The organism is Anoxybacillus sp. UARK-01, assembly GCF_002075365.1.
Taxonomy (GTDB): Bacteria; Bacillota; Bacilli; order Bacillales; family Anoxybacillaceae; genus Anoxybacteroides; species Anoxybacteroides rupiense.
In genome coordinates this window covers 1-20,625 of record NZ_NASY01000047.1, presented here as the reverse complement: position 1 = coordinate 20,625, position 20,625 = coordinate 1, and the positions used below count along the sequence as shown (strand labels likewise).

At 42.1% G+C, this 20,625-nt stretch carries 17 protein-coding genes; 7 read left to right on the top strand and 10 right to left on the bottom strand.

The window, feature by feature from the left end; genetic code table 11:
- Positions 1 to 222 precede the first annotated feature (222 nt).
- The 6 genes from nadE to nadB form a co-directional block, all read right to left on the bottom strand.
- Complete coding sequence (nadE, locus tag B6A27_RS12190) at positions 223 to 963, bottom strand: NAD(+) synthase (RefSeq protein ID WP_066146119.1); 741 nt, start codon at positions 961 to 963, stop codon at positions 223 to 225.
- A gap of 35 nt (positions 964 to 998) precedes the next feature.
- Positions 999 to 1,943 (bottom strand): phosphotransferase, encoded by a 945-nt coding sequence (locus B6A27_RS12185; protein ID WP_080862239.1) that lies wholly within the window; start codon positions 1,941 to 1,943, stop codon positions 999 to 1,001.
- Positions 1,915 to 3,342, bottom strand: coding sequence for a SafA/ExsA family spore coat assembly protein (gene safA, locus B6A27_RS12180; protein WP_080862238.1), 1,428 nt, complete (start codon positions 3,340 to 3,342; stop codon positions 1,915 to 1,917). Before safA ends, B6A27_RS12185 begins: the two co-directional genes overlap by 29 nt.
- A 142-nt stretch (positions 3,343 to 3,484) precedes the next feature.
- Positions 3,485 to 4,588 (bottom strand): quinolinate synthase NadA, encoded by a 1,104-nt coding sequence (nadA, locus tag B6A27_RS12175; protein WP_080862237.1) that lies wholly within the window; start codon positions 4,586 to 4,588, stop codon positions 3,485 to 3,487.
- Positions 4,589 to 4,606: 18 nt separating this feature from the next.
- The gene (gene nadC, locus B6A27_RS12170) at positions 4,607 to 5,440 is read right to left on the bottom strand and encodes a carboxylating nicotinate-nucleotide diphosphorylase (protein WP_044744669.1); all 834 of its coding nucleotides are present in this window, start codon (positions 5,438 to 5,440) and stop codon (positions 4,607 to 4,609) included.
- A complete protein-coding gene (gene nadB / locus B6A27_RS12165) occupies positions 5,437 to 6,984 on the bottom strand; it encodes an L-aspartate oxidase (protein ID WP_080862236.1) in 1,548 nt (515 codons plus the stop codon). The genes nadC and nadB overlap by 4 nt, the downstream gene beginning before the upstream one ends.
- 102 nt (positions 6,985 to 7,086) lie before the next feature.
- Here nadB and B6A27_RS12160 point away from each other — a divergent pair, with 102 nt between their 5' ends.
- Together B6A27_RS12160 and B6A27_RS12155 are read left to right on the top strand one after the other, a co-directional pair.
- Entirely contained in the window at positions 7,087 to 8,220 is a 1,134-nt protein-coding gene (locus B6A27_RS12160; protein ID WP_080862235.1) for an IscS subfamily cysteine desulfurase, read from the top strand.
- Positions 8,221 to 8,225: 5 nt separating this feature from the next.
- Complete coding sequence (locus B6A27_RS12155; protein ID WP_080862234.1) at positions 8,226 to 8,765, top strand: transcription repressor NadR; 540 nt, start codon at positions 8,226 to 8,228, stop codon at positions 8,763 to 8,765.
- Positions 8,766 to 9,229: 464 nt separating this feature from the next.
- Here the strand turns inward: B6A27_RS12155 and B6A27_RS12150 are convergent, their stop codons facing one another.
- Positions 9,230 to 10,051 carry an undecaprenyl-diphosphate phosphatase gene (locus B6A27_RS12150; RefSeq protein WP_044744673.1) on the bottom strand — a complete coding sequence of 274 codons (822 nt, stop codon included), beginning with the start codon at positions 10,049 to 10,051 and terminating at the stop codon, positions 9,230 to 9,232.
- Positions 10,052 to 10,398: 347 nt separating this feature from the next.
- Between B6A27_RS12150 and B6A27_RS18680 the strand changes: the two genes are divergently transcribed.
- The 3 genes from B6A27_RS18680 (at position 10,399) to B6A27_RS12140 (ending at position 12,921) form a co-directional block, all read left to right on the top strand.
- Positions 10,399 to 10,563: a hypothetical protein gene (locus B6A27_RS18680; RefSeq protein WP_156450479.1), complete on the top strand. Its 165-nt coding sequence runs from the start codon at positions 10,399 to 10,401 to the stop codon at positions 10,561 to 10,563.
- 490 nt (positions 10,564 to 11,053) lie between these two features.
- Positions 11,054 to 11,704: a hypothetical protein gene (locus B6A27_RS12145; RefSeq protein WP_080862233.1), complete on the top strand. Its 651-nt coding sequence runs from the start codon at positions 11,054 to 11,056 to the stop codon at positions 11,702 to 11,704.
- 29 nt (positions 11,705 to 11,733) lie between these two features.
- Entirely contained in the window at positions 11,734 to 12,921 is a 1,188-nt protein-coding gene (locus B6A27_RS12140; RefSeq protein ID WP_044744675.1) for an efflux RND transporter periplasmic adaptor subunit, read from the top strand.
- Positions 12,922 to 13,280: 359 nt separating this feature from the next.
- Here B6A27_RS12140 and uvrA read toward each other — a convergent pair whose 3' ends face one another.
- Positions 13,281 to 15,734, bottom strand: a complete 2,454-nt coding sequence (gene uvrA / locus B6A27_RS12135; protein ID WP_080862232.1) for an excinuclease ABC subunit UvrA — start codon at positions 15,732 to 15,734, stop codon at positions 13,281 to 13,283.
- Between the two features lie 179 nt (positions 15,735 to 15,913).
- On the opposite strand from uvrA, the gene B6A27_RS12130 reads away from it, so the two are divergent.
- Positions 15,914 to 16,669 carry a MerR family transcriptional regulator gene (locus B6A27_RS12130; protein WP_201722562.1) on the top strand — a complete coding sequence of 252 codons (756 nt, stop codon included), beginning with the start codon at positions 15,914 to 15,916 and terminating at the stop codon, positions 16,667 to 16,669.
- Between the two features lie 747 nt (positions 16,670 to 17,416).
- The gene (locus B6A27_RS12120) at positions 17,417 to 17,644 is read left to right on the top strand and encodes a hypothetical protein (protein ID WP_080862231.1); all 228 of its coding nucleotides are present in this window, start codon (positions 17,417 to 17,419) and stop codon (positions 17,642 to 17,644) included.
- Positions 17,645 to 17,838: 194 nt separating this feature from the next.
- Here B6A27_RS12120 and B6A27_RS19130 read toward each other — a convergent pair whose 3' ends face one another.
- Positions 17,839 to 18,075 (bottom strand): hypothetical protein, encoded by a 237-nt coding sequence (locus tag B6A27_RS19130; protein WP_066146151.1) that lies wholly within the window; start codon positions 18,073 to 18,075, stop codon positions 17,839 to 17,841.
- Between the two features lie 525 nt (positions 18,076 to 18,600).
- Positions 18,601 to 19,248, bottom strand: a complete 648-nt coding sequence (locus tag B6A27_RS19125) for an RHS repeat-associated core domain-containing protein (RefSeq protein ID WP_236631842.1) — start codon at positions 19,246 to 19,248, stop codon at positions 18,601 to 18,603.
- Positions 19,249 to 20,625 lie beyond the last annotated feature (1,377 nt).

Here is a 20,625-nt window from a genome sequence, read left to right as displayed (position 1 = left end):
TGACCCATTTTTAGCTTGGCAAATAAGAGGGGATTTTATCGCTGTTAGTTAGCGGTAAAAATCAAGTTCTGATATCGGTATAATTCCTTTTGAACAACCAACCTATCCATAAAGACAGGCGAAAGCATGATATTTGGTTCATCTCATTTGAATATGGCTTATGCTATTGAAAGCAAAAAGAGGTTTTTTAGAGAAACCGGGAAGTTTTTTGGCCCATGCACATTAAAATTTTGGCGGCGCAGCGGCCAACTGGCGTTTATGATGTGAACGATGATGTAGCTTCTCAATGATGGACCGATCTTTTTCCGGAATTTCTTCCCCTTTTAAATATTTATCAATCATTTCATAAGTTGTTCCCATTTCATTTTCATCCGTTTGGCCTTCCCAAAGACCCGCACTTGGCGCTTTTGTAATAATTTCCTCAGGCACACCAAGAATTCGGGCCATTTCGCGAACTTCGCCTTTTGTAAAATGAACAAGCGGAACAAGATCGACACCGCCATCTCCATATTTGGTAAAATAACCTGTGTGCCATTCAGCCGCGTTGTCAGTTCCAACTACGATATACCCATAATTGTTGGCGACCGCATACAGCGTTGTCATCCGCAAACGCGCTCGCGTATTGGCATCGCCAAGACGCGCCGCCTCCTCATTCCATTCTCCTTTTTCTTTAAGCTGTTTTTCGATTTCTGCAAATAATGTTTGATGCGTCTCTGTTAAATCAATCACAAAGTGGCGAATACCCGAGCTTTCAACGACCTTTAATGCATCCTCTTGATCCTTTGGATTGCTCTTGCACGGCATAATTAATCCTAAAGAGTTGTCCGGAAAAGCCCGTTTAATAAGATGCGCCACCACAGCCGAATCAATTCCGCCGCTAATCCCGACAATCGCCCCGTTCAATCCAGCTTTGCTTACTTGTTCGCGAAGCCAGGCCACTAACTTTTCAATTTTCTCCTCCATGATTCAACTTCCTTTCACGAAAAATAAGATATACGTTATCTTATCATATTGGCGATTTTTTGCACAAACTGTTTGCGATGTTCAAAGTATGGAATCGCGAAAGGCTTTCGCTTCTTCATAAATGATCGGCATTCGCGAAATATATCGCTTGGAAAAATCAAGGCCATTAAAAACCATGGCTTTTCTAAAAAATCTTCCAATATAGGACATTTTTTCAATAAAGCAAAAGACCATTGCATATATGGCAATATGCGATTGGCATATTGCAAATAATCGATGCCGCTTGGAGCGACCGCTATTAAGTCATAATCAATTAAATAGGCACTTCCGTTTTCAGCCCGCAAAAAATTGTGTGAAGCGACATCGCCATGAATAATGGTCATCGGTTCTGCTAATAAAGAAGGAATGAATAAAGGAATTTTTTCTAAGCTATATTGGGCACATTGCAAAATAAAAGTAAGCTCCTCATGCCTCATGATTTGCTGCCATACCGGCAAATCATGAAGAAAAGATAAATATCTTTGCTTCCATCTTTCACACAGCTGATAATAAGGCAGCATAGTGGCAAAAAACGGCTGCTGCAGCAAACGCTGCGAAAAAATATGGTACTCATAAAGCAGGCAAAGGCCTTCGTTTCGATCTTTCTCGCTTGTAAAAACAAACGGATTGGAATGCGGAATATACTCCTGCAGCGTCCAACAGGCATTTTCAGAAACGGCCACCCCAGTAATAGAGGGGGCGGCTTGAAAGCCTGCCTGTTTTAATAAATGAATAAACATCTGCTGCCGCGACGCTTCAAAAAAGGTGCGATATTTTTTCACAATCCATTTTCCTTTATTTGTATCAATTATTTGTACATGTGGCTTAATAGCCGCCGCTTCCTCCACGCACAACCCATATTCCGCTTGAAGCAAAAGAAAGAGACGATGGCTCTCACCGTCTCCTATATGGCTATTCTTCGTAGTCGCTGCTTTCCCCATATTCTGGCATCATAAAAAATTGTTGTGGATTTTGTGGGAAAGCGGCAGGTTGTGGCGACTGGTAATAAGATGGCTGTCCCGGCCCTTGTGCATACGGATAAGCTGGTGCCGCGGCTGGATATGGTGAAAAGCTTGACGGCTGCTGTTGCGGATACGGCGAATAATAGCCAGGAGCCGTTGATCCGTACATTGGTTGATAGGTTTGTACAGGCCAACCATAGCAAGGCATCATCGGAACCGTGTAACATCCTCCTGACATCTGCTGCGGAGATACCATCATTGGTTCTTCAGGTGGTTGAACATTAGGCGGCATATTCATATTAGGCGATACATTAGGTGATACATTAGGCTGAAGGTTCGGGGAAGCATTGGGCTGTATATTCGCTGATGAAGCCGGCGGTGCTGGCGGTCCCCACTCATGCGATTCGATGCTTTCCTGTACTCCAGGAAACGGATGCGAGCCGCTCTCCCCGTAGAATGGTGCGGCAGGCTGCGAGAACGGCGCAGCCATCGGCGCTACCGGAGCCTGCGGATAATAAAATCCATAACCTGGCATGACAGGAGTAACCGGAATGCAGCCTTGCTCTTGAGGTGGCAAGTAAGCTGGCATCTGGTAGGTCGGCTGTTGTGGCTGCGCAATCGGAACATATGGAATGGTCGGCAGTTCCGGCGGTTGATCATGTTGATCGTATGATGGATGCTCCTGATTCTCTGATGGCTCTATGTCCGTATCTGGCTTCATAATATTCGGTAAAATGTTGTCCGGCTTTGGCGGAATCGGCGGCAGGCCCGGTATTTGATTTGGATAATTCACATTTGATTGCGGCGAAATCGATGGATTAGCTTGGAATGGTGTTTTGTGATCATGCTTTTCTGCCGCTTGATTCACGCCAATATTAGATTTAGGTGGCTCATAAGACGGCTGCTTTGGTAGTTCTTTCGGAATATTGGCCGTCGGCGCTTTCGGAGTTTCCTTTGGCTTTTTCTCAATTGGTGCTGTCGGTTTGGGCTTCGGCACTTCATTTATCGGTATTTCTTGAGCAGGCGGATTAATGTTCACGTTCGGAGCGATTTCAGCTTCAAAATTGAATGAAGCAAACGGTTTAGCGTTGGAAAATGGATGCTCTTGAACCGGCTCTTCTTTTTTCGGATATTCCTTTTTTGGATGTTCTTTGTTCGGATACTCTTTTTTTGGATATTCCTTCTTTGGATACTCTTTGTTTGGTGCTTCTTTTTTTACCGGAACCCCTGCAGTCGGAATTTTAATTTTCATTCCCGGCATAATTAAATCCGGATTGCTTAATTGGCCATTTAAGTGCTTTAACTGCTCAAAATCAACTCCGTATTTTTGCGCGATTTTCCAAAGCGTATCTCCTTTTTGCACAATATGGATTTTCACTCCGTTCCCCCTCCTACACTCAAACAATAATCATTCTATTTCATTGGCACGTTGTCATCATCATCCTTCAACATAACTTATGAAGCAAAAAATGAATTTATGATAAAAAAATAACAAGGTCTGCATATAGACCTTGTTATGTCTAAGCGAGCGCCAACATTCTCTTTAATGCTTGTACGGCATCTTCGGCAATGGAGACCGGCACGGTGATTGGATTGATGATATTTCCTTGCTCTAATGATTCCAACGCCCATAGCAAATGTGGCAAATCAATGCGATTCATCGTTAAACATGGACACATGTAAGGGTTCAAAGAAATAATTTCTTTATCAGGATGCTGTTGAATTAACCGGTTGACGAGATTCATTTCCGTTCCAATCGCCCATTTGCTCCCAGAAGGAGCTTTTTCAATCATCTCAATAATATATTTAGTAGAACCGGCATAATCTGATTTTTGTACGACTTCCCAGCTGCACTCTGGATGGACAATAATATTCATATCCGGTTTTGTTTTCCGAATGTAGTCGATATGCTTCACTTGAAAATTTTCATGAACGGAACAATGTCCTTTCCAAAGAATGACTTTAATTCGCTTGATATCTCCCTCGTACTCAAGCGAGTCCGTTAACGGGTTCCAAACCGCCATTTCATTAAGCGCAATGCCAAGTTTATATGCCGTATTTCTGCCTAAATGTTGATCCGGCAAAAAGAAGATCCGCTCTTTTTGTCCAAGCGCCCAAGCGACCATTTTTTCTGCATTCGAAGAAGTCACGGTCGCTCCACCGTTTCGCCCTACAAATGCTTTAATGGCTGCTGTCGAGTTCACATAGGTTAACGGCAAAATCGTATCGCCAAACTGTTCTTGTAAAATCGGCCATGCTCGTTCCACTTGCGCCATATCCGCCATATCGGCCATCGAACAGCCTGCGCGCATATCCGGCAAAATGACTTTTTGGTGGTTTCCTGTTAAGATATCCGCCGTTTCCGCCATAAAATGAACACCGCAAAAAACAATATATTCTGCTTGCTTATTTTTTGCGGCCACCTGTGCGAGCTGTAAAGAATCCCCTGTTGCATCCGCAAACTGAATGACTTCATCCTTTTGATAATGATGTCCAGGGATAAATAGCTTCTCCCCCATTTTCTCCTTAATCTTCCGAACACGCTCCTCCATTTCAACCGCGTTAAGCGTTTTATACACTTCTGGCATATGATCCTGTTTTTGCATCATTTCCAATACGTTCATATTTCGTTCCCTCCTCTTTTATCCTTCAATATTAAAACTAATATCGAGCGCTTTCACAGAATGAGTTAAAAAGCCTAACGAAATATAATCAACGCCTGTATCGCCATACTCGGCAAGATTTTCAAGGGTGATGCCGCCGGAAGCCTCTGTAATAATAGCAGAAGGCACAAGCTGAACAAACTCTCTAATTTCTTCTGGTGTCCGGTTATCAAACATAATGACGTCCGCTCCTGCCTTTACGGCCTCTATTACTTGTTCCCTCGTTTCCGTCTCCACTTCGATTTTAACCATATGACCAAGCTGCTGGCGCACGGTATGAACCGCTTTTGTAATAGAGCCGCAAAAGGCAATATGGTTATCCTTTATCATCACCGCATCGTATAAACCAAAGCGATGGTTATATCCGCCGCCGCATGTGACCGCATATTTTTCCAGCATTCGAAGTCCTGGAGTTGTTTTGCGCGTATCGCAAATGCGCGTATATTCGCTATTTAACGTCATCACCGCCTGATGAGTAATGGTAGCGATGCCGCTCATTCTCTGAATCAAATTCAAAATGACACGTTCGCCCGTTAATAACGGAGCAATGGGACCGGAAACCGAAGCAATGACGTCTCCTTTATCTACTTTTTCGCCATCTCGCTTATATAGCGTAACGCTAATCGATGGGTCCAGCAGGTGGTACGCGGTTTTCATAATGTCAGCGCCAGAGAAAATACCGGCTTCCTTAACAAGAAATGAACCAGAAGCTAAATGATGATGAGGAAAAATCGTCTCGCTAGTCACATCACGTTCGCCAATATCTTCTAAAAAAAACTGTTGCAGCATTTGTTGCAGCTTGATGATATTCATGCTGTTCCTCCTATTCTCGCGAAAAATTCCTCTTTTGTTCGTAAAATCCGCCGCTTTTTCCAATGCATGGCCTCTGTCGGGTAATCCGAACGGTAATGGCCGCCGCGGCTTTCTGTACGCTTAAGCGCTGAGGTAGTGATCAGCCATCCAGTAATGAGCATGTAAGCAACGGTGATTTCTTCTTCTGTCCATGAAGTGACGTCGGTCTTGACAAGCTCCGGAATAGAAAATTGCTCCAGCCACTTTCTTGCGGTCGCTAAGCTTCGTTCATCTCTCACAATCCCTACATATCGCATCATGATCTCTTGAATTTGTCCCTTATCCGGCAACGAGCCTGTAAAGCTTTTAACCGAATTCGGCTTGACAAACGGAAAGCGTCGCCCCTTTTCTGCACTCCCGCGTTGCTTCAACACTTCAGCTAAACGAGCGCCAAACACCAGTCCCTCAAGCAGCGAATTGCTCGCCAAGCGGTTAGCGCCATGTACTCCAGTACAAGCCACTTCTCCGACTGCATACAAGCCCGCAAGCGATGTTTGTCCCGATAAATCAACTTGGATTCCTCCCATTAAAAAATGAGCGCCTGGTACAACAGGAAGCCGGCCATCCTGCAAACCAACACCGTGAGACTCGCATAATTTCGCTATTGTTGGAAATCGCTCCGCAAAATTTTTAATCATCGAAATGTCGAGATAGACACGGCCGCCTTTGGCGGTTTCGGCATGGATCGCCCGAGCTACGACGTCTCTTGGCGCTAAATCTTGCTGTGGATGGATGGACTCCATCAATTTTTTCCCATCTTCTGTGACCAGTACCGCCCCTTCTCCCCGCACAGCTTCAGAAATCAATCCGACCGCCCTGCCATTCACATAAAGCATCGTGGGGTGAAATTGAATAAATTCCATATCCGTCACAGCTGCACCGGCCCGATACGCTAAGGCAATACCATCTCCAGTCACCGTTTCAGCATTAGAGGAGAAAGAATACAGCCTTCCACAGCCGCCGGTTGATAATACAACGGCATCCGCATAATAAGCACCTGTTTTCGTGCGCACACCGATACAGCGCCCGTCAGCGACAAGCAAATCAATGACGCGCTCATCTTCCACTATGGTGACATGGCCGTATAGCTTTTCCATTAAAAACGAGGTCATCGCTTTTCCCGTCTGATCGCCTCCTGCATGCAAAATTCTCCGCTGGCTATGGGCTCCTTCATTTCCAAAATGAAAATGTCCGTTTTGATCCGTATCGAATTGCAAGCCGGTTTCCACCAGCTCTAAAAGCCGTTTCGGGCCTTCCTGAACGAGAATTTCTACAGCACGTTCATCATTATGATCTGCTCCAGCAATGATCGTGTCTTGATAGTGAAAATGCCAATGATCTTGGCCAGACAAAGCAGCAGCGATACCTCCTTGCGCTAACCAAGAATTACTCTCTTCTTTTTTCGCTTTTGTGAAAATCATCACATTTTTATGCTCAAACAAATGATAAGCCGTTACGAGCGATGCTAGGCCTCCGCCTACAATAATCACATCCGCTTGTGGCATACAAAAGCCCCCTGTTATTATTTACTGTCTTGACACCTATATTGACACATAATTAAACTGATGACAAGACTTTTATTTTTCCAAATGTGAGGGAATGATTATATGATTTATCTTGATTATGCAGCGACAACACCCATGAGCGAAGAAGCATTAACCGCTTATACAAAGGCGGCTTCATCATATTTCGGCAATTCAAGTAGCTTACATGATATCGGCAGCCACGCAGCCCAGCTTCTGCACATTTGCCGCCAGCAGCTTGCCGAATTGATCGGCGGCGATGAAAGAGGTCTTTATTTTACAAGCGGCGGTACAGAATCCAATCTTCTTGCCGTCCGTTCGATGATTGAGGCCCATCGCCATAAAGGAAATCATTTAATTACAACAGCAACCGAGCACGCATCGTTATATCATTTATTTCAACAGCTTGAAACGGAAGGCTATGAAGTCACGTATTTATCTGTAGATCGCTTCGGCCAAATTGATCTGGCTGAGTTGGAAAATGCCATCACTCCGCAAACAATTTTGGCTTCGATTCAGCATGCAAACTCCGAAATCGGCACCATTCAGCCGATTCAAGAGATCGCCAAACGCTTGCGAAAACACGGGGTCATCTTTCATAGCGACTGTGTACAAACCTTTGGTAAAATACAAGTGGATGTACAAAAAATGGGGATAGACAGCTTATCTATCTCCTCGCATAAAATTTATGGCCCTAAAGGGGTCGGGGCTGTCTATATTGATCCGCGCATCAAATGGACCTCTTGCTTCCTCCAGGCAACACACGAATTTGGGTTTCGCCCTGGAACTGTGAATGTGCCAGGCATTGCGTCATTTGTCACCGCTGCGCAGCAGGCCTGCGAACATTTAGCCGATGAACATGCGCGGCTTGAACGCCTTCGTCAGTATACAATTTCACGAATTCATGAGAAGCGGCTGCCTGTTGCCATTGAAGGACATCCCGACGCCCACTTGCCAAACATCCTCGGTCTTTCAGTACAAGGAATGGAGGGGCAATATGCAATGCTTGAGTGCAACCGCTACGGCATCGCCATTTCGACAGGGAGTGCTTGTCAGGTTGGAAAACAAGCTCCTTCACGGACAATGATCGCAATTGGAAAGGAAGAAGATGAAGCGAAGCAATTCGTCCGCATTTCATTTGGCAAGTGGACGACACTAAACGAAATAGACCGTCTTTTAACCGTGTTGGAAACCATTTGTCAACAACGAAAGGAGTAGAGCCTATGAAAACCGAGAAGAAAATTTTAGGGGAGAAGCGGCGAGAGCTGATTTTAAAATGGCTCAAAGAAAGCGGACTGCCGCTGACCGGAGCGGAGCTAGCGGCAAAAGCGAACGTCAGCCGTCAAGTCATCGTCCAAGACATTTCGCTGCTTAAAGCGCGTAACGAACCGATTATCGCCACAAGCCAAGGCTATCTCTACTTAAAAACGCCGGCTCCTAACCAAATTTATACGCGCACCATAGCCTGCTACCATACACCGGAACAAACAAAAGAAGAGCTATACTTAATTGTCGATCATGGAGTGACCATGAAGGATGTAAAAATTGAACACCCCGTCTACGGCGATTTAACGGCTTCTGTCATGGTCAGCAGTCGTCAAGAAGTGGATCAGTTCATTCAAAAAATTAAACAAACCAACTCCTCCTACTTGCTTCAGCTCACAGACGGCACGCATCTTCATACGCTCGAAGCCGATTCGCTGGCCAAGCTTGACGCCGCTTGCCAAGCGCTGCAAAAAGCTGGTTTTTTAATTGAATCGTAATGCGAAATCAGGTTGTAGGCAAAGTCCATTTTGATTTTGTCTACAACCATTTTTCATTTTATCGTTTATAGTGACATCTGTAACCGTCAAGTAAAATTGAACAGTTTTCGCTAAATAAGAGTGAACACTTTTCTGGAAATTCCAGCGTAATCCCTATCACTTGACATGGAGCCTCTGCGTACAAGATATTTCCTAAAAAGCGAGCAACAACAAGAATCAGCCGCATGAAACGAGGCTATCATGTACGCCACTCCATGTAAAGTGCACGCTTCTAACTGGTAAAAAACTGTTCAATTTAATCAATCAAATTCTGTTCAGTTTTATTTAGCGGTCACAACATCTCCACAACAGGCTAGCTTTCACCCATAATAAAACACCGTTCTTGTTTAGAACGGTGTTAAAACAAAAAGCACCTCTCCCCCCTACACTCTGTTTAGAGATAGGAAGCTTCCCAATTCGATCTGTTAAAAATAGAGAATATAGATCAAACACGCTAATGCGATTCGATAAACGGCAAAAGGAATCAACCGAATGCGATTAATTAATTGAAGGAAAAACTTTATGGAAATTAACGCGAAAATAAAAGCGCTAATAAACCCTACTATAAAAAATGGTATCACATCTACGGTGAAATACTTCCATTTGCTTACGAGAGACAAAAAACTCGCCCCTGCCATAATCGGAACCGCCATAATAAACGTAAAATCGGCCGCCGCCCGGTAGCTCATTCCAAGCAGCACACCGCCTGATATGGTCGAGCCAGAACGAGAAAATCCAGGCCACAACGATAAGCATTGAATTAGCCCAATGAAAAAGGCTTGTTTATATGTAATCTGATCCACTGTCTCAACCGTTTGTTTGCGCCCACCGAATAAATCCGCGGCAATCATTAATAGGGCCCCAATGACCAGACCAATCAAAACCGTCTTTGTCGAAAATAAATGTTCATCAATATAATCTTCAAATAAAACACCCAAAATTCCTGCAGGCAATAATCCAACAATCACATGGGTTAAGCGAAGCCGGTTCGGCCGGTCGCTTGTCCCTTTTTTCAACCCTAATAGCTCAATAAATCGATTTCGGAACACAACGACCACCGCCAGAATCGAACCAAGCTGAATGACAACTTTAAAGGTATTCGCTACTCTTTCATTTAAAAAATCTTGAGAGCGAAGCCACATATCATCCACAATAATCATATGGCCAGTTGAAGAAACAGGGGCAAATTCTGTTAGGCCTTCCACAGCACCTAAAATAAGTCCGACAAGTAGTTCCCATAAGCTCATAGATTTAGTCTCCTTACCTTTTATTTTGCTTATTCATTTTTATAGAACGCTTCCTTACAAATGCCCATAAAAACGGCCGTATGCTAAAGACGCATAGGCCCACCAAGGCACGCTTAAAGCAAAAGCACCCCCTTCATCGCCAAAAAACGCATAGCCCCCAAATCGCCATAAGCAGAGGGGTCGATAAGCGCGCAATAAAGAATGAGCTCCTTTTGCTCTGTCCAACATTCTTGATGATATTTTAAGGAACCCATTTTTTAGATCTTTTCTATGGCTTGTTCCATGATGATTTCGACACTGAATCCACCGTTTGCGAAAGATCTCTATCCTACGAAAGGATGGCATAGATGCCCCATTCCCAAGCAGAAATTGCTGTTTTCGACGGTCGGAGACAAGTCACGGACTTGTCTCGGTCACGCCGAGAAAATGGTGACACGCTTCATTGGATGGCACCGCTAAAAGAAAGATTCACTCCAGCTGCACAAGAGCTTTTAAACGATATCAACCTATAATACTCAAATAAACTTTTATATATGTTTCATTTTTTCATGGACAAAGATGGGCCTTATTCTTTTTGGTCATTCCGTTTCATTCTGTTGTTACTGAATGCTACGGCCTTTAAACGGCACAAAAATGGTAAGCCCCGCTTGATATCATGCTATTTCTAGCACCAGTCTTTATTTTTTAGGAGCCGTATTCTTTCATTTCGTTGCTGCTAAGATGGATTCCATTAACAATCGGGACTATCATTTTGGCTATTGGTATTATACTTGGGTTTATTAAATTTTTCAAAAGTAAGCGATAAAAATAAAAAAATTTCCTCCAATGATCCTAGCCCGTTCATTGAACAATGATAATGGAGGCTTTTCACGAGCCTCTCCCATCTATACTTTAAATATGTTCATAAGGAAACCATTGAAAATAATACCTTAGATGACAAATTCTTTACCTTTATATTACAATAGGCTTATGTCTACTTTGATACATATGGGGGATTTACTGATGGTATATAAAAGCAATCCGCTTAAAGAAATTTTTCAGCCGAAAATTGCGTTTGCCCAGCTTAGGGAAGCGGAACGGTTAAAACATGTGGCGATTGTCGCCTTTCTTCTCTTATTTTTTCATGTCATTCTTTCATTGCTTCGTGGTTATTTTGGTATGGATGGAGAGGAACTGACTAAATATCTTGACCAATACACAGGTGAGCAATTTGCGTTTCTTCAGCTTTTATTCGCATTGGGCCATGTTTTAGGAGGGATATGCGTCCCGCTGTTCTTTTTATTCATTTCTTCTATCATTTTTTATTTGTTTTTTGATATTCATTTTCTAAAACTATTCACCATTCAACTAGCAATTTTATCTATTTTCTTACTTGAAAATATGATTCTCTTTCCATTTCAGCTATTTCTCGGGATAAAAAATCTCTTTTCTCCTTTTTCTCTTGGAGTGTGGGGACCTTATATCACGAAACACACCTTTATATGGGCTCTTTTGCGAACCGTTTCCGTCTTTTCGATCTGGGCCATATCGATACAAATCATCGCTCTTCGCTCCTTGACGGAAAAGCCGGTCCAACGCGTTGCGATGATTGTGATCGCCGTTTATCTCTTTTTCGGCATAATGATTAGTAGCTTATACAAACTTTCTATTTAGTGAATTGTAATGAAAGGCAGGGGAAACGGATGAAACGTTGGAGACCATATATATTGATCGTCCTCGCATTATGTATTATAGGGGCAAACTTTTATCTTTTGTTTCATCAGCATAGCAAAATTCCAAAATCAGTCTATGTGAACGAACGGAGCAAACCAACCAAAACCAATATAAAAGAGACGGTTGACACGACCGGCATGACGGCGCCAGCGGAACGAAAATTCATTTACGATCATCCACAGTTCGGCACCATTGCTGAAATCCTTGTCACACCCGGACAAGAAGTACAAGCAGGCACACCGCTTATCCGTTATGCCAACGAAGAAATTGACCGGGAGCTGCAGCGCATCGCAAGCAAACAAGAACAACTTCGCACACAAATGGAGCAGCTTTCGGAAGATGTCGATTATTATACAACGCTGGCCTCTTCGGTTACGGAAGATCGTCTGGAGAAGGTACAATGGGAGGAAAAAGCGCGGGAAGCAGAGCAGAAAAAAGCATTGCTCGAATCAAAAATACAGGAATACGAGGCAGAACAGAGCCAACTAACAGAGAAAAAAGAGGAGCTCGTTGTCAAAAGTGAAACAGCCGGTTGGGTCGAAGAAATCAGCGATCATCCTTCCAAACCGCTGATCACCATTGCTTCCCCTTCCGCAGTTATCCGTGGAAAAGTGAAAGAGAAACGATTCGGAGAAATCGCCGTTGGACAAAAAGCAGTGGTCCATGTTCCAAATGAAAAAGCAGCCTTTACCGGCACGATTATGGATATCGGCAAATTTCCAGTCACCGAAACAAGTTTTCAAGAAAAAAGCGAATATCCGTTTACCGTGCAGTTGAACGAACAGCCCAAATCCCTTCCTTTCGGATATCACGTCAACATCACAATCGTGACAAAAGAAAAAAACGGAGCGATGACTGTTCCTGCCGAAGCGGTGTGGCATGAAAAAACGAAGTCATTTGTCTATGTGATTCATCGCGGCAAACTCGAAAAACGAAAGGTAACACTTGGAATTTCACATGGAAAGAAACAAGAAATTGAACGCGGTCTTCGCCCAAATGAAACGATTGTGTCCCATCCAACGAAACAGATGAAGCACGGAATGGACATCATCGTCCCGCTTGAAGTGAAAACACCAAAAAAGGAAACGATGAAGCAATTATCTAAATGGGTCATTGCTAAGCACTTCCTTGATGGATTTTTCCGTGCGCTCTATTAATATACGTTTTAAAAAACAGGCCTTTTCCTACCATAAACACAGGAAAGGCCTGTTTTTCTTCCTTCTTAATCCAAAGATTCGTGCTCTTTTTCCCCTTCATATACCGGGATATGAACCTCCCACCTCCATGCCGTTAAGAAGTGAAAGACTTCGCGATAGGCATTTGAAAATAAGAGAGCAAAGCCAACCTCTTCATCGATATACATGACTGGCTTACTTTGGCTATGATTGATTTCCCGTCAAAAAACACTCACTGTTCGCATTTCTTACCAACTCACTCACCTATCTGAGCGAGAAACATTCCCTAACACCAACCAGAACAGGATCTTTATTTCTTCGACAAGTGACAAGCACCTCTGCTATATCAAAAATCTGCCTGTATAAGAGTTTGGATTACTCGCAATTTCCTCAGGTGTCCCTTCAGCCATCACCATTCCTCCATCATTCCCTCCTTCTGGTCCTAGATCAATCACCCAATCGGAGGAGCGAATGATTTCGCTATTGTGTTCCACAACGATGACCGTGTTTCCCGCATCAACGAGCTTATGGAGCAAAACAAGCAGCTTGTGTACATCGGCTGGATGTAACCCGACGGTCGGCTCGTCCAATAAAAAAAGTGTCCTATTAGTAGTTTGGTTCTTTAATTCTTTTGCCAATTTCAAACGCTGCCCTTCTCCCCCGGACAACGTTGTGAGCGATTGCCCCCATTTTAAATAACCGAGACCGATTTCACATAATAATTGAATCACCGATGAGATTTTTCGATGATCTTCGAATATTGGCAGGCTCTCTTCAATCGATAAGTCGAGAATATCAGAAATCGAATATCCTTTATACTTTGCTTTTAACACTTTTTCTTCAAATCTTTTCCCGCGACAAACTGGACACTCTACTTCTTGCTCCGGAAGAAAATGCATGACTAAAGAAACCATCCCCATTCCTTGGCAATTTTCACAACGGCCTCCTGGACTATTAAAGGAGAAGTCTTTTGCACTTAGGTGATTGTTTTTGGCTTCCGGCAAATTCGCATAAAGGTTGCGAATATGTGTAAATATGTCCGTGTATGTGGCAATATTTGAGCGTTTCATCCTGCTTAACGGCGATTGGCCGACGGTAATCATTTTATCAATTGCTTCAAAACCGGTCATTTTTTCACACCCTTGATGAAAACCGCTTTCCCCTTCCGCCAGAACATCAAAAACGAGCGTCGACTTTCCTGACCCGGAGACCCCGGTCACACTAACAAGGCAGCCTAATGGAAAAGACACAGTAATATTTTTTAAATTATGTTTGTGCGCATGATAAACGGTCAAATACTCGCCAGTCCCTTTTCTTCGCTGACATTTACGTTCTGATCGATTTCGTAAAAAGGCGCCGGTAACCGATGCTTCCTGCTCCATTAATTCAAGCAAAGTTCCCTCTCCAACTACCGCTCCTCCAAGATGTCCAGCACTCGGCCCCATATCAATAATGTAATCCGCTTCCTTCATGACATCCACATCATGCTCAATGACCAGAAGCGTGTTCCCAAAGTCTCTCAGCTGTTTCATCACTTGAACGAGACCTTTTGTATCTCTTGGGTGAAGTCCCGCAGTCGGTTCATCTAAAATGTAAAGTACACCGGTCAGTGCCGAGCCAATGACGGTCGCCAGTCTTAAGCGCTGCGCTTCCCCTCCGGAAAGAGTGATGGTTTGCCTGTCAAGGGATAGGTACCCTAAGCCGACATGGATCAACCGCTCTATTTTGACAATGAGACTTTGCAGAAATGATTCAACAATTTCCAGTTTATCACTAGATAACGCTTTCTGTAATGATTGGGCCCACGATAACAGCTCCTCAAGCGAAATATTGGTAAGATCCGTAATTGGGACACCCGCTACGACCACTTCCCTGCTCTCTTTTTTCAACCGTTTTCCCTCACAATCGGGACATTGTCGTGAATAAAAAAGGTGGGCTTCCCCTGAGTTGCCGCCTTTTTCGTTGTATCTCCTTCTCATCCCGGTAAGCACTCCCTCAAATTTTCCCGCCGCCACCGTCTTAGGAGGCTTTTTATCAGGAAAATAAGCTGTAAATTCCTTGCTTTCGACGCCATAAAACAATAGAGCTCTCTGTTCATCGCTAAAATGCTTTAACGGCAGATCTTCATCTATCTGGATCCCGTAATAGTCGCAAGCTGCTTTAAATACTTGCTTCTGATATTCACCGTAAGTGCTATTCCATATTCGCACGCATTGTTCCTTTAAGCTTGCCCCCTCATCAAACACTAAATCGACCCGAATGTCATTTACTTTTCCTAATCCATCACAAGTCGGACAAGCACCTTGGGGAGTGTTGAAAGAGAAATGAGAAATGGTGAATTTATCCAATTGTCTGTGGCAGTTAGGACAAGTGACATGTTGTAATGCTTCATCTACATTGGCTTCATTTTCTATAATCGGTAATATGATTGTTTCGCAATTGGGGCATTTGCGTTCTCCTAGTTTTTCATAGATCAACCGCAAATAAGTGTACATGCCGGTCACTGTTCCTACTGTTGAGCGAGGGTTTCGATTCGTTATTTGTTGGCTGATACTAATGGACGGTGATAATCCAATCATGAAGTCCACTTTCGGTTTTTTAATAAAATCAACGGTCATGCCTAAAGATTCCATATATTGTCTTTGGCATTCCTGATTCAGTGTTTCCATCGCCAGTGAGGACTTTCCTGAACCCGACGGCCCTGTCAAAACTACCAGCTTGTTTTTGGGGATGTTTACAGAAATGTTTTTTAAATTATTTTCTCTCGCACCCTTTATCATAATATGGTCGTGCACATCAATACCTCCCTTAATTTAGGCAATTCACCCCCATTATATAACATTGATGCAAGTCCTAAAGTTTGATAAATTAACCATTGAAATAATAAGGTTTATTTCACAAAAAGCCGTCATCCATGGTTTAATGTTTTTTTATAAACTTTCTATCGATGTGCATAAAAGAAGGAGAGATCCAAATGATTCGCCCAATTGACATTGCCCGCAAATTAAATATTAGTACGAGCGCTCTTCGACATTATGAATCATGGGGGCTTGTCCCTCCCCCTGAGAGGAAAGCAAATGGTTATAGAATCTACACGGAAACACATGTCGCCTATTTCGAATGCATTCGCGCGATGTATCCGGGATTTGGCATGGAACTGATCAGAAAAATCATGCCCCTTTTACATGAAAACAAAATTACAGAAGCTCTATGGCTTGTCAATGAAGCACAAGCGAATTTATACCATGAAAGGCAACGGGCTGAACAAGTTTTGAAAGCATTAAAAATGAGTGACAGCGATGAATTTTTACCAAAGAAAAAACAAGCTTGGTTTACCATCAGGGAAGTAGCTAAAGTGGTGGGAGTGCCTAGCTCCACACTAAGGCATTGGGAAAAGGAAGGAATGGTCATCCCGGAGCGGGACGAGGAGAACGGATACAGAAAATATAGCCGTGCCGATATCCGCAAATTATTGATTATTCGCACACTACGCGCAGCCGTTTACTCACTCGATACGGTCAAAGAAATGATCGCTGAATTTGACAATAACAATATTGCCCAAGCAGAAAAAATCGCAAAAGACTCCCTTTTATATATGGATCACTTAATTACGGAACAACTGCGCGGAATGTATTATTTGTATAAGCTATGTGCGAAAATTGCTTCTGACAAAAAAGCGCCATTTCTAATCAAGAAAGATGATAAAACCAATAGTTCCTTGTATGAATAACGAGTCGTCATTTTTCCCCATGGCTCCAAAATGTTTCGTGAAAATATATGCAGTATCAGGTGTGTTGATGATCCAATAAAAACCCATTGACATGGCTTGATTTCCTCGCTTTTCTGCCGCAGTCGGCAAGCCATTCGCTTGCCGCTCGGCGTCTAGCTCAATCATTCCATATTTTTAGTAAAATCATGGCTCAGTAACACTCGTGAAGCAGTCGATTATTTTTTTCTATCACGAGGATCCAACATACGTTTAATGAAAAAATAAAGGATCAGCAATTCGCTTCCCAAACCTACGGGAAAAACAACAACATAATATAAAAGGCTAGGTCGATTAATACCAAGTAAGGTTTCTAAATAATGACCATCTAAATAATTGTAAATACTTTTCCAAATAAATAAACATATAAAAAGAAAGATTAATTTTTTTCATCAGACATCAACCTATCCATTATTTTGTTTTCCATCCAATAGTATAGCGCCTATTCAATATCGTTGAATGCTACATCTATTTTGTGGCTCGTACCATTCAAAGTTTCTTGACTGATTTATAGAATATCCTTGTGTGGCTGCTTCTTTTATGTTGTTATGGGCAGCGGCTTCATCCCATAAACCAAGCCACGTACTCATCCGATTCTCCCTCTAGGCGCATTTTGCACAGCTAGGGAGATTTTCCATCATATTCGACAAGTGATAAACACTGATCTCATTCCCCAAAATTTATGTTACAATTCAAAAAAGGAGGGAGAAAATGGATTTCTTTTGGATAGGGTTATTATTTTGGTTATTAATGGGGTTTTCTGTTTTCTTTCTTATGTTGGGATTGATGAAAAACAGGAGAATCCATTTTGTATTTAGTGCTTTACTATTTTTTCCTGTCGCTTATTATTTCAGGGGCGCAGAGAATGCTTGGAAGTTTATGATGTTTTATCCTCTCATTCCTATATTGCTTGCCATATTTTTTGTAAAAAAGCGTTAAGTAATATAGAATCTCTAACCGTTCATAAACGCGCTCCACATTTACTGAGTATTTTTGTATATCCAATCCAGTGGAAGGAGAATTCACTTTGGATCTCTGAGCGGCTGATGAGGACGAGTTCTCTCATGTCTCTGGGTATCCATGTGCCGACATTCCTTCACTAAGCAGAGGCTGATGAAATTCTCCCGGGGACTCTAGGTGAAGAATGAGAGAATAGCTAAACATCCGTCTTTGAGCAGTTTTGCGATCACCAGTGCTTTTTTGCCTCGTTCTTCATCTGTCAAATTGTCCGAGTTGTTTGGACCATTTTGCACGCATCGGATTGCCCCCAACGGGACTCTTATTTCCTTTAGGAAATAGATGAGATTCAACCCATAATGGACGACCGATTCGACGCCAACGATCACTCCCGTTTTTTCCGAATTCCTCATTACCTCTTGGATGAGCGCATTTCAGACAAGTTCGATAAGTGACAGGCACTCACTTCTATGCTGTATTCTCGAAGAAAAATGCTCTAAAATCAAATATATCATCCGATCAATCGATTCGATATGTCCGTTAAATTATTACATAGATTCAGATTAATTTTCCTATATAACTACCTGTCTGGTGTGTTGGAACACTTTTTCTGGACATTAATTCGACAGGTGCTAGGTACCCGCTTCGAAACAGATGGTCATCCGATAACCCCCTCCAGTTACAGCTGGAGGGATTCTACATGATATCGAGAAATGGCAGGTTCCTAACGATCACCTAGTATCACGAGTGATATAATTATTTTTTGTTTGTATCATCACTTTTTTCAAAAAGAAATATAATGAGTAAACCAATCCCGGTAGCAAAAGGAACACCTATTAGAAAATAGTAAATGTTTTTAGGTATACCAAAGAAATTGACTAGATATAGAAAAAGAGTCCCCCATATAAATAAAGTAATAGATTTCATCCAATTTTTCATTAAATATCAATCCACCCGTTTTTAGGATGTTTATCCCGCTTGTCAATTTCCTTTGCAATCATTGTACCTATATCTAAATAATCAAGTGCAACCCCCACTGCAAAGCCTACAATCCAAGCTAATTTATTTGCTCCCCAAGCTTGTAGACGGGACACTACGGTTTTATAAAACAGCCTTTTCGCTGCCTCTTTTCCTTTTTTAATAATAAAGGCTTGGATTGCACCAGTACCACCACCAACGGCTGCGCCGATAGCAAAATTAAAAATTGAGCCTGCCAAGTTCACTCCTATTATTCTTAAATGCCCACTTGAGTCAATATACATCACCGGATTATTTTTCGTATACGCATACTGATTCAAGCTTTGCGGCTCATTTTCAAACCCATGGAACGTATCTCTTGTAATAAACCGTCCCATATTCGCATCATAATACCGTGCCATTAGGTAGTATAACCTGGTTTCCTCATCGTAATAATAACCGGCATAACGGTATGGGTTCGCTGTTGCCAGCGCACCGGTTTTAGACACAATATTGCCCCATGCGTCATACTCGTATTGCGCGACGACATTTCCGCTTGCATCCGTCAATGCCACGACATCTCCATGGCCGTTCAAATGATAGTAGTAAGTGACTCCGCCTTTCGTCATCGTGACCGGGCGGCCCAATATGTCCTATGTATATTACTTCATTCCATAAGCTAGGTGACAGGTACTCACCTTACAAACACCCCCAGCCGCATTTTACGCAGCTGGGGGATTCTACATGATATTGACGAGCGACAAGCCCCATCCCTACTTGTATAAATTGCAATAAAAGAATCTCCTCATCACTGTTTCCAAAGTTGGTTTGCAATAAACCAATTCGCCGTACATGTATACAAAAAACCAGAGTATGAAATAAAACTTCAGTTTATATGCATATCAATATGTTCTTTTAGGCGATTGTTCGATTTCTACAGTTGAGCGATGAATCTGCTAGATGTTCCTAACCGTATCCATTAGCTAGGATTTTAAAAACAGTAAATATATGAATCCAATTACAATACCTAATCCTAACAAAAATAAAAATATCCTTCTAATTATAGGAGGGAAAAGTTTATAAATCATCATAAGGAAAAAGTCAGAAACATCTGTTGGTGTTCCAGAGGAAGACTCTTTAATTTTTACATTAGATCCAAAAATAGATAGCCACATTACAGACAACCCTATTAAAATAAAAATGATTGACATCAAGATGAACTCCATTTTTCACACCATCCTTATGGCTAATTTATTGAAATCTAAAAGTTTCAATCAAGGGACATTTCAACCATTTCTTAGTTTAACCATAATCACCGTAATATGGCACACTAAATTATTAATTAAATCAATTTCCATTTGTGTGAACTCAGTGTGTTTCCCAAAATTAAACACTCCATTTTCTTAATTCAAATTACTTCTTTTCCTCGGTTAGGAGATAGTTTTACAAAAGTTCGTGTACTGGATGAGGGACTGATTATACTCGAACGGCTCTTTATTTACTCAACATAAAAAAACAGATTATAAGTGTGCATAAAACAGGCCGTCCAAAAATCATGGCAATATAAATTTAAAGATTACTTCCCTTGTATGTCAGTCAATCACTTTAATTTGGAGTATAACCTTAAAATAAAATTAGATATATCCGCTCTGCATGGAATAGTGGGCATGTTAGGTTCAATGCCTAGTAAAACAGGGATTAGTGCCTTGTACCTTCTCCTAGAAAACTGTCCGTAGAGGCTCTATGTCAAGCCACTAAACGTTTTTTCTGTAAACTGAAGAAAGGAGTTTTGCACGATACTCCAGATGTTCGCTGCATTAACTCGCAAAAACCCGTTTAAAATTGCAAAAAACGACCATTCTATTCCGAAACAACTTAATAATTTACAATATTAACCAAATTCAGTATCTAATATCTAAATATTAGATTTGGAACTACTAAACTTGTGTAGAATATAGATTTTTTTGTCCAGTTATATCCTTTGGTTATTTTTTTAAATGCAGATT

Coding starts and splice junctions, on each gene's coding strand:
- nadB (WP_080862236.1), bottom strand. CDS start 6,984: ATGCCACAAGCGGATGTGATTATTGTAGGCGGAGGCCTAGCATCGCTC.
- B6A27_RS12185 (WP_080862239.1), bottom strand. CDS start 1,943: ATGGGGAAAGCAGCGACTACGAAGAATAGCCATATAGGAGACGGTGAG.
- B6A27_RS19125 (WP_236631842.1), bottom strand. CDS start 19,248: ATGACGAAAGGCGGAGTCACTTACTACTATCATTTGAACGGCCATGGA.
- B6A27_RS12145 (WP_080862233.1), top strand. CDS start 11,054: ATGGTATATAAAAGCAATCCGCTTAAAGAAATTTTTCAGCCGAAAATT.
- B6A27_RS12160 (WP_080862235.1), top strand. CDS start 7,087: ATGATTTATCTTGATTATGCAGCGACAACACCCATGAGCGAAGAAGCA.
- B6A27_RS19130 (WP_066146151.1), bottom strand. CDS start 18,075: ATGAGGAATTCGGAAAAAACGGGAGTGATCGTTGGCGTCGAATCGGTC.
- nadE (WP_066146119.1), bottom strand. CDS start 963: ATGGAGGAGAAAATTGAAAAGTTAGTGGCCTGGCTTCGCGAACAAGTA.
- B6A27_RS12155 (WP_080862234.1), top strand. CDS start 8,226: ATGAAAACCGAGAAGAAAATTTTAGGGGAGAAGCGGCGAGAGCTGATT.
- B6A27_RS12130 (WP_201722562.1), top strand. CDS start 15,914: ATGATTCGCCCAATTGACATTGCCCGCAAATTAAATATTAGTACGAGC.
- nadA (WP_080862237.1), bottom strand. CDS start 4,588: ATGAACGTATTGGAAATGATGCAAAAACAGGATCATATGCCAGAAGTG.
- B6A27_RS12150 (WP_044744673.1), bottom strand. CDS start 10,051: ATGAGCTTATGGGAACTACTTGTCGGACTTATTTTAGGTGCTGTGGAA.
- B6A27_RS12120 (WP_080862231.1), top strand. CDS start 17,417: ATGGATTTCTTTTGGATAGGGTTATTATTTTGGTTATTAATGGGGTTT.
- nadC (WP_044744669.1), bottom strand. CDS start 5,440: ATGAATATCATCAAGCTGCAACAAATGCTGCAACAGTTTTTTTTAGAA.
- B6A27_RS12140 (WP_044744675.1), top strand. CDS start 11,734: ATGAAACGTTGGAGACCATATATATTGATCGTCCTCGCATTATGTATT.
- B6A27_RS18680 (WP_156450479.1), top strand. CDS start 10,399: ATGCCCCATTCCCAAGCAGAAATTGCTGTTTTCGACGGTCGGAGACAA.